Origin of the sequence: Rhodohalobacter barkolensis, assembly GCF_002834295.1 — a bacterium.
Lineage (GTDB): Bacteria > Bacteroidota > Rhodothermia > Balneolales > Balneolaceae > Rhodohalobacter > Rhodohalobacter barkolensis.
In genome coordinates this window covers 274,887-288,182 of the sequence record NZ_PISP01000002.1, presented here as the reverse complement: position 1 = coordinate 288,182, position 13,296 = coordinate 274,887, and the positions used below count along the sequence as shown (strand labels likewise).

The following is a 13,296-nucleotide window of genomic DNA, read 5'->3' as shown; positions in this document are numbered from 1 at the left end:
ACACATAGGGAACTGTAAGTCTTGATTCCTTACAACAATTCCTTTTCAGAATTGTGGAGCAGAACTTTCAGATAGGTTGCAATAGCAATCAGGCCGATGAAAGTGATGACTATTTTTGATAGCAGCCATCCATTGTTGAATAGATTCATAACCATCGGTTCAGCAAAAACCAACGCTGCCATCACCGCCATCAACCCAAAGCTCTCCGGAAGACGATACGGCACCTCCATCACTTTTTTGCTATAGACTCCCAGCGTTGTAGCCATCGCACCGTAGCTAAGAAGTGTGGCTACTGCGGAGCCGGTCATACCGAAGTAGGGAATCAGAATCAGGTTGGCGATGATCGTTACTGCCGCTCCCATCAGGGTGATTTTATAGAATACCCTTGTCTTCTCCTTGATAAATACCCCGGACGAAAAGTTGATATACCAGCCATGAAACCAATATGCCAGTAGGAGAAACGGCACAATTTCCAGTCCTCCCCAATAGGCACTGTCAATCAGCGTAGCCTCGGTGCCGGGAATTGGAATGGCTACGATCTGCTCTTTCAACAGAGCCACACCCAGAAAGAGCAGGGCCGAGAACGCATTGTACCAGATAAACGCCTGACCAAAAAGCTTGCGCGACTCTCCATCCTTTGCATGACGCATAAAAAATGGCTGCCAGGCCATTCGGTACATCTGAACGAGCAGCAGCATAAATACTGCAAGCTTATAACAGGCATTATAGATTCCTACAATATCTTCCGGGGTAGTTCCCAAGCCATACAGCCGCTCGGTGTTTGCCGGATCCATTCCATTCAGAAGAAAGCGATCCAGCATCTCATTCACCACAAAACCGATACCTGAAGGAACAAACGGCCAGCCAAACTCAAACGCGGTTTTCATCCACTGTTTACTGAATGATCCCTTGAGCAGATCAGCCGTAGAAATCCAGACCAGAACCGTCATTACAAATGACCCTGCCAGATTTGCAAAAAAGACCGCTTCAATTCCCCATCCCAGAGAGAGAATAAGATAAAAGTTGAGCGCCAGGTTGATCAGCACATTCAGGGTCTTCAGAACCGCAAAAAGATACGCTCTTCTGGTTAAGCGAAGTTCCGCCATCGGCACAATAGAGAGCGTATCAAACCAAAGGATACCGAGCATCATCAAAAAGATGACGGATGTCTCTTCACCGAGATTCAGCAGAGGCAAAAGTGCCGGCATTGTGAGATAAAGGATCACACAGAGAAGAGATGCAAAAATTAAAAGGCCGGTTTGAAGCGTTTTAAAAACGGAAGCAGCTTCTTTTCGGTTTTCCGCATAACGCAGGTAAGCCGACTCCATTCCAAACGTGAATACCACATTCAGAAAGGCGATGGCGGCATACACCAATCCAATCACACCATACTGAGCCGTGTTGAACACACCGGTGTGCAGCGGAACCAGCAGATAGTTGATAAACCGCGCCAGCACACTGCTGATGCCGTAGATCAATGTATCCGAAAAGAGTTCTTTAAGTTTTTGCACAGATTTTATCGGTTGGCCAGGATTTTCAGTGCAGCTTCAACACCCAGCGTATAACTGATCGAGCCGAATCCTGTTATGATTCCATTCATCGCTTTTCCGGTAATGGATCGCTCACGGAACTCTTCCCGCGCATGGATATTAGACAGGTGAACTTCCACTTTGGGAATCTCCAGAAGTTCCAGTGCATCGTGGATGGCAACCGATGAGTGGGTGAATCCGCCCCAGTTTGCAATCAGGGCATCAACAGACCCATCTCTTGCTTTTTGAATGGCATCGATCAGCTCTCCTTCGTGATTGCTCTGCAGGAACTCAAAATCGACATTGGGATATTCACCTTGCAGATTCTCTTCAATATCCGTCAGTGTTTCAGATCCATACACTTCAGGGTCACGCTTCCCAAGCATATTCAAGTTTGGTCCGTTCAGTACAAGAATTTTCATCAATCAGATCTCCACAGCTTTAGAAATCAGATCAGCCAGCTCTTTCATTCTGTCTTCCGACACGTCCACTTTCCGTTTCAGGGAGACTTCCTGAGATTCTTTATAGATCGGCACCAGATGAATATGTGCATGTGGAACTTCAAGTCCCTCCACGATTATTCCCGTTCTGATCGGATTCAACGCCTTATCGATCCCTTTTGCAACCTTCTTTGCAAAGATCATGGTATCACCCAAAAGATCATCCGAAAGATCAAATAGATAATCGACTTCCTTTTTAGGTACAATCAAAGTATGACCCTCGGCAATCGGGTTGATATCTAAAAATGAGTAATGAGTTTCACTCTCCGCGATTTTGTAGCAGGGGATCTCGCCCTTTATAATTTTCGTGAATATAGTTGCCATATCTGCGCTTTCATTTTATTTAACAAACGTTATAACTGAATTTCATGTTTATTCGACATAAATGTAATAACTTAAAGGCACAATTGAATAAGTGTTTATGAATTGTGCTACCGCACAAATGATGCTCAAATTTTTTTCAAATTTTATAAGTATTCGTTTGATTTTCTCTTTAACGAATCCTTATCTTTTGAGTCTTGAAACATTTGCTGAATCGGTAGCTCAGTTGGTAGAGCAACGGCCTTTTAAGCCGTGGGTCGAGGGTTCGAGCCCCTCCCGATTCACGACTCTTTTTTTATGAGTTACTCATATTTTTAATGACTCTCTCTTGATTAACCTCAGTCGGCTGATACCCGGCTGGGGTTATTTTTTTGCTCAGTTTTTACCACTTTTGGTTTTAAGCATCTTGTTTGTGCCCTTTATGCCTCTTGTGCCATTAGAGTTAAATCTGAACCTTGCACCACTTTAGTTTCTCAAATCTTTGGTGCTATCTATTCAAAAAATTTCATCTGAGTTTTTGGGGCAAACTTTTGTTTCTGCCCGATATTTAAACTAATTTCATTGAAATATCCATCTAATGCTATGAAAACCCATTACTTAAATCCTCTTCGCTGGAAACGTTCCATTCTGGTAAGCGTATTAGTCGCTTTTATTGCCATATGGTTTCTGTTTATAGATACCTATAGTGTATTTACCAGGGCTCAGCTCAATTTTAAAAAAGATGAGCTCATCGAAAAAACAGAAGAGTACAAACAACAAACAGCGGAACTGGAAAAGAAAATAGAAGAACTGGAAAACAATCCGGATTTGCTCGAAAAAATTGCCCGTGAGGAGTATGGAATGAGAAAACCGGATGAAAAAGTTTACCGGATTAATTCAGCTGAGTAATCTACTCCTTTGCTCATTTTTCACTATTTTCGTGCATTCCTTTCCACTACAAAAAAATGAGATATCATGATTTCCATCGGGATTGACTTAGGAGGAACGAACATTAAGGCAGCTTTGGTAGACCACAAAAAGGGCTTCCTGCAGACGACCTCAATTCCCACACACGCCGATTTAGGGAAAGAGCACGTTTTTGACAGAATTGCGTTGGCCGTAAAGGATTTGGTTGAAGAGCATAATGCAGACCCTATTGGAGTTGGGATGGGATTACCCGGAATGGTAAGCCTGGATCGAAAAACTGTAAAAAATCCACCCAATCTACCCGGTTGGAAGGTGGAAAATGTTGCCGATGAAATTTTTAAACGCACGGGTTATAAGTGCGTGATCGAAAATGATGCAAATCTTGCCGCCCTTGGATCTGCTCATTTTGGAAAAGGCAAAGCATTCAACAGTTTTATCATGGTTACCCTTGGCACCGGTGTTGGCGGGGGAATCATTATTGACAAGAAAATCTACCGGGGTACTACAGGAATGGCCGGAGAACTTGGTCATGTAATTATCAATTACCACGGCCCACTTTCTAACAGTAATACGCGCGGAGGCATAGAGGCCTATTTAGGACAGCGCTTCTTAAGTCGTTTTGCCGCGGATACGATTCGTCAGAATCCCGAGAATTCACTCTATTCCAAATTCCACAAAAATTTTGATAAACTGGAACCCGTTGATTTATACCATGCAGCCGAAGACGGTAATGAACTGGGAATAGATATTCTACGTCAGGCCGGAGAAAAACTGGGTTATGCTATTGTCAACTACGTTCACATACTTGATATCCGCAAAATTGTTGTGAGTGGTGGAGTAGCAAAAGCCGGCAGATGGTTACTGCAACCGGCAGAGGAAACAGCGTTGAAATATTTGATGCCTCCTTTTAGAGAGGAATTTGAAATCATCGACGAATCACTTGGAAATGATGCCGCACTTCTGGGAGCAGCCAGCCTTGCTTTTGAAGAACTCCGTTGATTAGTTTTATGCATGAGAAACAGCCCATCCACAAATCACAAGCTTCTATTTTTTGGGATATTATGCCTCTTGGTTTTCCCAGTATGGAGCAATTTGTCGGCTCAGGTTATTTCAGACTCACTGCGATCGGCAAGAATAGACACGATACCTCCGGCTGAACGCGACAGTATCCAAGCAGCTGAATCCGACACTATCCCGTCACCACGCGAGCTGAATGACGAAACCGGTCAGAGTTCGCAATCACCACAGGCAGACCTACAATCATCACCCGATGCCGTCAACTTTCAGGCAAAAGACTCTTTGACCTTTAACTTCAGGGATCAACGGGTAGCTAACCTATATGGCTCCAGTAATGTAAAGCATACAAACGGCGAACTGAGTGCCGGTAAGATTGAGCTGGATTTAAATATGAGCCAGGTGGAGGCACTTGCCGATAATCCGCAGGATACACTTTCATACCCAATTTTAAGACGCGAGCAGGATGAGTTGAGAAGTACCAGAATCTTATTCAACTACGAATCTGAAAGAGGAAAATTTGAAGTTGCTGAAATTGAAATTGACGACGGTTACCTGATTGGCACTAAAGTTAAAAATGTTTCCCGTGAAGAGGTTTTTATAGAAGACGGGATCTACTCCACCTGTCCGCCGGATCATATGTACTACTACATTCAGGCTGATCGAATGAAGGTGGTTGAAGAAGAGGAAGTCTTTTTCACGAACGCGCGTCTCTTCATACTGGATATTCCCTACCCGCTTGTTTTCCCATTTGGTTATGTACCGGCGGGTATAGAAAGCCGCAGATCCGGTTTGCTCGAGCCCACGTATGTCTATCAAAATACATCTGCCCGGGGTATCGGTTTGCAAAACCTTGGATGGTTTCAATACTTTAATGACTACTTTACGGCTCAAACCTCGTTTGATCTGTTCACGTCCGGTACATTTTTCAATGAGTCCCGTTTTCAGTACAGAAACACCGGACAGTACAACGGTTCACTCACTTTAGGATACTCTCGCGAAAGAGGGCTGGAACCAACAGATCCGGGATTTACAGAAACCACCAGTAAACGGCTATCACTCACTCACGATCAGCAGTTGTCGCCGTATGCAAATCTATCTGCGAACATAAACCTTCAATCATCCAACTACTTCAAGCGAAACTCTTTCGACCCCGATGAAAGAGCTCGAACCAATAGTACATCGCGATTATCATACAGATACAGTCACCCGGAGGGATCGTACAATTTCAGTGCTACTTCCAGCCTCAATCAGCAGTTATCAACCAATAGAACCCGACTTACAGGACCAGAATTCACTTTTTCTGCCCGACAGTTTACGCCCTTTCAGTCTGATGAGCCCGGCTTGCAGGATGAAAAGTGGTATGAAAGAATTTCTGTAACCTATAGAAACAACTTTAAATCTGAGTTTGAGTTCAATCCGGAAGATGCCGATTCGGCAGAAGTAAATTGGTTCGAAGCCTTATTTGATCCATCCAAATACAGAGAGGCTACAGATAACGATCGGCATTTGCAGTACGGTTTTGAACAACGAGTTGGCCTTTCGGCCAGTCAAGTTATTCCCAGCCAGTTTCTGAATATTAGTGCAAATGCAAACCTCACCGAATACTGGTACCCTGCTACAATCCGTAAACAGTGGAATGAAGAGGAAAATGAAATTGAGACGGAACGGGTAAGAGGATTTGAAGCTGCCAGGGATTTTTCCACGAGTCTGAATTTTAACACAACTTTTTATGGTGTATCGCAAATGAGTATCGGAAATTTGGAAGGACTGAGACATACCGTTCGTCCAAATGTCAGCTTCAGCTATAGTCCTGATTTTTCTGAATCGTCCTGGGGGTATTATCGGGAGGTTCAATCCGATTCACTTGGCAATACTCAGGAGTATTCCATCTTTGAAGATGAGATTTTTCGAGGACCCGGCCGGGGTGAGCAGATGACCATGTCGTTTGGTATCACCAATATTTTTGAAACCAAGCAGGTGAAGCGAGACTCTACAGGTGAAGTTCAGTCAACAAACTTACGATTGATTGATAATCTGTCTGTTAACTCAAACTATAATTTTGCTGCAGACAGCCTGAATTTTGGCCGCGTTAATATGTCGCTCTCTTCTCGAGTAGTAGATGGGTTGCGAATTTCGGCAAATGCTTCATATTCAGTTTATTCCAGAGATGAAAACGGACGTGAAATCAACACTTTTATCTGGGAAGATGGAAATAAATATCTGCAGCCATTGAGTTACAGCCTGAATCTATCAACCAGCTTCAATGGTGGCAGCAGAGGTCCACGAATTACAACCCCCGATTATCGTCCCTACGACCCGCTGGATCAGACATTTTTCAGTCCAGTGGATCAACGGTTCAATCTGCAACCTGTACAGCGAACCGGCTCTCCCTGGAGCGTTGGATTAGACTTCAACTACCGCTGGAACTATCAGTTTGGACAGGACGCCAGAAAAAGCGCCGTTCTCAACGCTAATAATATTCAATTTAACCTAACGCCCAAATGGCGTGTAAGCACTCGATTGGGATATGACTTCATCGAAAAAGAGTTAACCCCATCACAGTTCAGCCTGCAACGGGATATGATCTGCTGGAATCTCTCTTTCCAGTTTAATCCATTCGGAGACTTCCAGTATTACTTCTTCCGGTTGTCACTATCAAGTTCTCAGATTCAGGGACTATTCCAGAAACTGCCACTGTTAAACAACCTGGAAAGAAGCTCATCACCTACCGGTCGATCCCCAAGATTTTAATAGAGAGCAATGACTATTTTTGCTCTCTATTTTGCAGATACTGAATGATGTATTTGCCAAAGATATCAAACTCAAGGTTGACTCTATCCCCAATTTTTTTGGCGTGCAGATTCGTTTCATCCCACGTATAAGGGATAATTGCAACTGTAAACAGATTTCCCTCATTCCGGGCAATCGTCAGGCTGATACCGTCTATCGAAATGCTTCCCCTGCCTACAATGTAATCTCTGTACTCTTCAGGAAATTCAATGGTTATCAGCAGATCCGCTCCATCCTTATCAATTTTTTTGATCGTCCCTGTTGTATCCACATGCCCCTGAACAATGTGCCCTTCAATAGCTTTGTTCAGCGTTAGTGACCGCTCCAGATTGACCGGATTCCCTACTTCAAGATCACCCAGATTCGTTTTACGAAGTGTCTCCTCTACACTTTGAACCTTAAAGACATCATCTGTATGGGAAACGACTGTATGGCAAACACCATTAATGGCAATACTCTCATCCACATGAACATCGTCTGCAAACGAACATTTGATCGACAGCTCTTGTCCGCCTTTTATCTTTTTGATTTCCGTTACGTCTCCAATTTCTGATACTATTCCTGTAAACATAAATTCTATAGATTAGCTGTTAATAACATATCACTGCCCGACTGTTGCCAGGTAAAATCTCTGAATGGTCTCACATCTTCCATTCGGTTGATGTTTAAATTAATGATGGACTTGGTACCTCCGCCCAGAATTTTTGGCGCTATAAATAGCTGTAAGCGTTCAACCAGCCCCTGCCTGAGCAGCGCGCTCGATAGTTGCTGCCCTCCTTCTACCAGCACGGAATGAATTCCCATTTCGTAAAGCTTTGAGAGTGATTCCCTCAGGTGAACGTGGCCCGAATCATTTTCAACAGTAATCAATTCACCGCGAAAATAGTTGCTTTGAAGCATTTTTAGCATCGGATCGACGTCCTGTTCTGCTTTCTTTTTATTATGAGTGATCACAATTGTTTTCTCCTCAAATGAGTCAGAAAAAAGATTCAGATGTTTGGGCAGTTCTAAAGGTCCGTCCAATACTACTCTTTTCGGCTGCCGGCCTTCAGTCAAACGTACGGTAAGCTGAGGGTTATCATGAAGTGCCGTATTTCTTCCAACCAAAACGGCATCATCCTCACTGCGCCACCGGTGCACTAATTTCCTGGACTCTTTACAGGAGATCCATTTTGAATCACCATTCGGTGCAGCTACGTAACCGTCAGCCGTTTGAGCAATTTTCAAGGTTACAAATGGCGTGGAAGTGCCAATTGCGTGCAGCCATTTTTCATTTAATTTCTCTGCTTCGTCCTGTAAAACACCTACATCCACCTGAATGTTTTGTTCTCTTAAAATCTTCAATCCTTTCCCATTCACTGATGGGTTGGGATCTTGCATTGCCATTACCACTTTTTTTATGGGAAGTTCGGCAAGCATATCGGCACAAGGAGGCGTTTTGCCGTGGTGGGAACAGGGTTCAAGAGTCACATAAACAGTCGCGCCTTTAAGCATTTCGGGATCTTTAACCGATCGAACAGCATTTACTTCGGCATGCGCTTTACCGTACCGCTCGTGGTATCCCTCCCCAATAATATCCCCGTCTTTAGATACAATCACACATCCAACCATTGGGTTTGGCGAAACATATCCCAACCCTTTCTCAGCAAGGCTCAATGCCCGCTGCATCCAAATTTTATCCTTCTGATCAGGCATAAGCTCGAATGGTTATGATGAATAGGTAAATTACCAATAAAAAAAGGGTAAGAGAAATCTCCCTTACCCTTTTAAAAAATCAGTTCGTCAGTTTTTAACGTAAAATCTGACTTCTGTTATCCTTGATATCAGCTCCTTCCCGAAGCCTCTCAATAAATACTTCATTGAAAGAGGTAAACTTTTGCTGCTCCAACCTGTTTCTGATCTCAGACTCATCTGCAGAAGTCATTTCCGAAGGATCTGCTTTGTCAAAGTTAGTAACCCGAACTACAAATACAGCATTTTCGCCTTGAATAGCATTTGATGTCTCACCAACTTCCATATCAAATATTGCACCGATTACTCTCAGTTCACGACCTGCTCCCGAAATATTTGAACCATTCATACGAATGTCACTGGCCGATTGTACTTCTCTATCTGAAGCAGACGCTAAAGATTCCAGATCGGAATTTCCCTGCAACCTTTCACTTACTCTTGAAGCCATAAGCTCTTTTCTCTTCTGGGTACGTACCGCATTTTCAACCTGAGATCTTACCTCTTCAAACGGTCTTGTCCCTTCAGGAGTTTTTTCAAGCATCTGTGCTACAATAAATACGTTATCCAGTTCAATCGGGTCTGAAATTCTGTTTTCACGAAGATTTTCTAAAATTCTTAAAGTCTGTTCACTAGCTCCTAAACCCGGAATAAACGGAGTATCTTTGGTAGCCGTTGCCTGTTGAACTTCAAGTTCGCGACGTTCTGCTTCCTCTTCAAATCCATCTGATTCGGCATAAAACTGGAACTCTTCTGCTTCTTCAGCAAGCCTGTCAATCGTTCCAATCGGATCGGCTTCTACACCGTAAGAGAGTACAGCAAATTTAATCTCATCACCACGCTGTTCAATTTTCTTGAATACAAACGGATCCCCGTTTATCATCACCACTTCAGAAACTTCGCCTTCTTCAAGATCAACAACAGGTCGATACTCGTCACGAATTTCATCAATAGAAACAAAAGAACCTCTGTACGGTACTGCTGACTGATAACGCAGTACAAAAAGGGAATCGTTAACTGCATCTTCAAATGCCGGTCTGAGATCTTCAATCTCCTGAACAGTATTGGTCGTATCTTCTGCAGTTGGTGTTTTATCCCAGCTTACAAAACGGAATTGGTAAGTTTCGTTTCTTTGAAAACGCGCCGAATTATTTTCATAATAATCTCTCAGCTCATCTTCTGTTACTGTAATCTCATCGTTTGAAATTTCACTGTAGGGGAATCGAACATATTCGATATCCGCAAATGAGTTCGCGCGAATAAATTCGTTTCTAATATCCATCGAACTTACCTGCATGCCGGATGAGATGAAATTATTCAACTTTTGCTGACGGCGATTTTCCCGCAGCTGCTGCTCAATCATAATCCAGATTTCACTGTTCTCCGGAGACTCAATTGCGGCACGAAGGGCAATTTGGTCAATGGTGCCATCTTCCTGCTGAAATTGCTCGCGGATAAACGGTGCCGGATTATCTCCGGTAACCATCTCCATTAACTCGCTGTCTGTAACAGTAATGCCAAGCTCATTAATTTTCTGCTCAATCAGGCGCGCGGCAACCAAATCTTCCCAGGCTTGATTTTCGTACATAGCCCGCATTTCGGGTGTCATTGTACGGCCGGATTGTTGGCTGAATTGATCGGTGTAATTACTCACCCGCTGATTGTACTCATCAAGCGAAATTTCTTCACCGTTTACTGTTCCTAAATTTCTGGGACCAACTGACATTGCGTCAAATACCTGTGTATCTGCCAGTACCCATAATACACCAAACGAGAAAATCAGTATCCACAAAATAGACGCGGTACTGTTCCTCATTTTTTCCATTACACCCATGAGAAAAACCTCTGAATCTTCAAATTATAATTAAGCGTGAATAATTTTTTTTTGAGCCTGAAAATATACGACAACGCTTTACGAACCGCAATTTAATGCTCAGATTGTAATATCATATTGAGTCATTAAAATCAGAATAATTCAATGATATCCATATGCTTCAGATAACGTCCGGGATCCTCATTAATTCCCTTCACCAACTCGCTCAACTCTTTGGATAGCTGATCCATATTTTCGTACAGTGACGGGTCATTCACGAGTTTACCAACCGTGCCTTCTCCACGGTTAATTTTATCCAGAATCTCGTTTAAGCTTGTAGAGGCCTCTTCTAACTGGACCCGTACTTTACTTAATTCGTTTATATTCTCTTCCAGTGAAACCATTAAGCTGTCAACTCGCGGACGGTTATTTGTAGTCAATGTATCCAGCTGCATCATAGTTTTACTGGCCGCAGAGATTGCACTATCAATTTCCTGTTGATTCTGCGTAAGTGTTTCGGATATCGTTTTCATCGCAGAGTCTGCATTTCGCAGTGTTTGATCTACCGTCATTCGGGTGTCATCATCCAGCGTTGCGTTTAATTGTCTTAAAAAATTGTTTAGTTCAGATAGAGATTCTGATACATCCCCTGCAAGTTGTTCGCCCTTACTACTCAATACTTCCGTTACTCCTTCAACATAATTGCCTTCAATTTCACCACCGTATTCTACATTATTCTCAGAATCTCCCATTTCTATTACGATAGACTTACCCTCTACAATTCCTAAAGAGGTGAGACTAGCAACAGAATTTTCAGGTAATTTCAGATCTTCATTGAGCTGCATGGTAATACGCACCTGATTATCCTGGGTTAACTGAACTCTGCTTACCGATCCAACCTTTACACCTTTCAGGTTTACCAAACTACCGCGATTGATTCCGTCACCTCGTTCAAAGACGGCGGATACCTCAAGTGTTTGGCGAAAGATGGGTACATCCCGCATGAAACGGAATCCCACAACGGCTACAATAATAGCCAGCAATACCGTAACTCCAATTTTAACTTCGTTTTTCATTCTAAATCAATTTTTCTTTACTCAAATTTGGTATTCACTGGCTTTAATAAAACTCAGCAACTCTTCATGTTCACTGTTCTTCATATCTTCAACAGCACCCGTCCAACTTAACTTTTCCTGATCCAGAAAAGCAACCTTATCAGCTACTTCAAGAACACTGTGCATATCGTGTGTAACTACTATCGAGGTGATATCCAGGGCGTTAGCCATGCCGTTTATCAATTCATTGATCTCGCCGGCCGTTTTTGGATCTAATCCTGAAGTAGGTTCATCGTACATAATGTATTCCGGTTTCAGCACAATAGCCCTGGCAATACCTACCCGTTTTCTCATTCCACCGGATAACTCCGATGTCTCTTTATCTGCAGCATTTTCCAGGTTTACATACTCAAGGGATTGCATCACGTTATCGTGAATCTCCTGTTCGGATTGATTTGTAAAGTATCGAAGTGGAAACGCAACGTTTTCAAATGTGTTTATCGAATCGAAAAGCGCCGAACCCTGAAAAAGCACTCCAAATTTCTGGCGCATAATACGCTGATCCACATAATCCAGTTCAAAAATATTACTTCCATCGATCAGAATTTTCCCGGTATCGGGTACCAGTAATGCGTTGATATGCTTTAACAACACGGACTTTCCACAACCTGACCGCCCGATGATGGCAACGGTTTCACCATCCTCAATTTTGAAAGAGACATCCTCCCAAACGAGAACACCACCAAAAGATTTTTTTAAATTCTGTATTTCAATCATAACAAAAGTGCTGCAAGTACAAAGTCAGCCAGTAAAACAAGAATACAACTCAATACCGTTGCATCTGTTGTACTTTTACCAACTCCCTCGGCTCCACCGCGGGCAAAATATCCTTTATAGCATGAAACGGATGTGATAATGAAACCGAATACAATCATCTTTACAAACCCAAATATCACATTCCAGGGGTAGAAGTACATTCGCGCACCCTGTAAAAAATCAGCCGGAGGCACCTGTCCAGAAAATAAGCCGGCGGCAATTCCCCCACCAAGTCCAAATATACTTGCTACAATGTATAGCACAGGGAACATTAAAATTCCGGCCAATACCCTGGGAACTACCAAAAAGGAGATAGAATTGAATCCCATCGACTCCAATGCATCAATCTGCTCACTTACTCGCATTGTTCCCAGCTCAGTAGCCACCCGTGCACCCACTTTACCGGCCAGCACCAAACTGGAAATAACGGCTGCTAATTCTATTAAAATTGATTCTGAAACAATTGCGCCTATAGTGGAAATTGGAATAAATGCCGATTGCAATTGATATGCCGATTGCAACGTCATAACAGAACCTGTAAAAACACCTGTGAGCATTATAATTGGAACAGAATCGTACCCTACTTTTACAAGCTCCTGAAACAGATTTTTACGATACGTTCCAAACTCTGTTGATGATCTCAGCGCCTGATAAAGTAATGAACTATATTTTCCTAGCTCGTTGAGATAGTGCATTTATCGGTTTAGACTAAACTATAGATCGAAGGAATATTATAAATTCCGTCTGATTGATTTTAAGTTGTCAATATTACAAAACTTTTTTCCAAAATGTGCTGTTAATTCAAATCCTACATACTACTA

Annotated in this window: 12 protein-coding genes and 1 tRNA gene; 4 read left to right on the top strand and 9 right to left on the bottom strand. The window is 42.8% G+C overall.

Annotated features, from left to right (window positions below):
* Positions 1–29: 29 nt before the first annotated feature.
* From CWD77_RS08920 to CWD77_RS08910, 3 genes are read right to left on the bottom strand one after another with little or no spacing between them, the layout of a single operon-like run.
* Positions 30–1,511, bottom strand: a complete 1,482-nt coding sequence (locus tag CWD77_RS08920; protein ID WP_101073218.1) for a lipopolysaccharide biosynthesis protein — start codon at positions 1,509–1,511, stop codon at positions 30–32.
* 5 nt (positions 1,512–1,516) lie between these two features.
* Positions 1,517–1,951, bottom strand: a complete 435-nt coding sequence (gene aroQ, locus CWD77_RS08915; RefSeq protein WP_101073217.1) for a type II 3-dehydroquinate dehydratase — start codon at positions 1,949–1,951, stop codon at positions 1,517–1,519.
* 3 nt (positions 1,952–1,954) lie between these two features.
* Positions 1,955–2,353 (bottom strand): HIT family protein, encoded by a 399-nt coding sequence (locus CWD77_RS08910; RefSeq protein ID WP_101073216.1) that lies wholly within the window; start codon positions 2,351–2,353, stop codon positions 1,955–1,957.
* Positions 2,354–2,561: 208 nt separating this feature from the next.
* Here CWD77_RS08910 and CWD77_RS08905 point away from each other — a divergent pair.
* From CWD77_RS08905 to CWD77_RS08890, 4 genes are all read left to right on the top strand, one after another.
* Positions 2,562–2,634, top strand: a tRNA-Lys gene (locus CWD77_RS08905).
* Between the two features lie 298 nt (positions 2,635–2,932).
* Positions 2,933–3,238 carry an FtsB family cell division protein gene (locus tag CWD77_RS08900; RefSeq protein ID WP_101073215.1) on the top strand — a complete coding sequence of 102 codons (306 nt, stop codon included), beginning with the start codon at positions 2,933–2,935 and terminating at the stop codon, positions 3,236–3,238.
* A 66-nt stretch (positions 3,239–3,304) separates the two neighbouring features.
* On the top strand, positions 3,305–4,255 hold the full coding sequence (locus CWD77_RS08895) for an ROK family protein (RefSeq protein ID WP_101073214.1): 951 nt from the start codon (positions 3,305–3,307) through the stop codon (positions 4,253–4,255).
* A 93-nt stretch (positions 4,256–4,348) separates the two neighbouring features.
* Positions 4,349–7,024, top strand: coding sequence for a putative LPS assembly protein LptD (locus tag CWD77_RS08890; RefSeq protein WP_165779117.1), 2,676 nt, complete (start codon positions 4,349–4,351; stop codon positions 7,022–7,024).
* Positions 7,025–7,037: 13 nt separating this feature from the next.
* On the opposite strand, the gene CWD77_RS08885 is transcribed toward CWD77_RS08890, so the two are convergent.
* The 6 genes from CWD77_RS08885 to CWD77_RS08860 form a co-directional block, all read right to left on the bottom strand.
* Positions 7,038–7,634: a riboflavin synthase gene (locus tag CWD77_RS08885; protein WP_101073212.1), complete on the bottom strand. Its 597-nt coding sequence runs from the start codon at positions 7,632–7,634 to the stop codon at positions 7,038–7,040.
* A 5-nt stretch (positions 7,635–7,639) separates the two neighbouring features.
* Positions 7,640–8,758: a bifunctional diaminohydroxyphosphoribosylaminopyrimidine deaminase/5-amino-6-(5-phosphoribosylamino)uracil reductase RibD gene (ribD, locus tag CWD77_RS08880; protein WP_101073211.1), complete on the bottom strand. Its 1,119-nt coding sequence runs from the start codon at positions 8,756–8,758 to the stop codon at positions 7,640–7,642.
* 94 nt (positions 8,759–8,852) lie between these two features.
* A complete protein-coding gene (locus tag CWD77_RS08875) occupies positions 8,853–10,607 on the bottom strand; it encodes a peptidylprolyl isomerase (RefSeq protein ID WP_240596744.1) in 1,755 nt (584 codons plus the stop codon).
* A gap of 149 nt (positions 10,608–10,756) precedes the next feature.
* Positions 10,757–11,680 carry an MlaD family protein gene (locus CWD77_RS08870; protein ID WP_101073209.1) on the bottom strand — a complete coding sequence of 308 codons (924 nt, stop codon included), beginning with the start codon at positions 11,678–11,680 and terminating at the stop codon, positions 10,757–10,759.
* A gap of 21 nt (positions 11,681–11,701) precedes the next feature.
* Positions 11,702–12,436 (bottom strand): ABC transporter ATP-binding protein, encoded by a 735-nt coding sequence (locus CWD77_RS08865; protein ID WP_101073208.1) that lies wholly within the window; start codon positions 12,434–12,436, stop codon positions 11,702–11,704.
* Complete coding sequence (locus CWD77_RS08860) at positions 12,433–13,170, bottom strand: MlaE family ABC transporter permease (protein ID WP_101073207.1); 738 nt, start codon at positions 13,168–13,170, stop codon at positions 12,433–12,435. Before CWD77_RS08860 ends, CWD77_RS08865 begins: the two co-directional genes overlap by 4 nt.
* Positions 13,171–13,296: the final 126 nt, after the last annotated feature.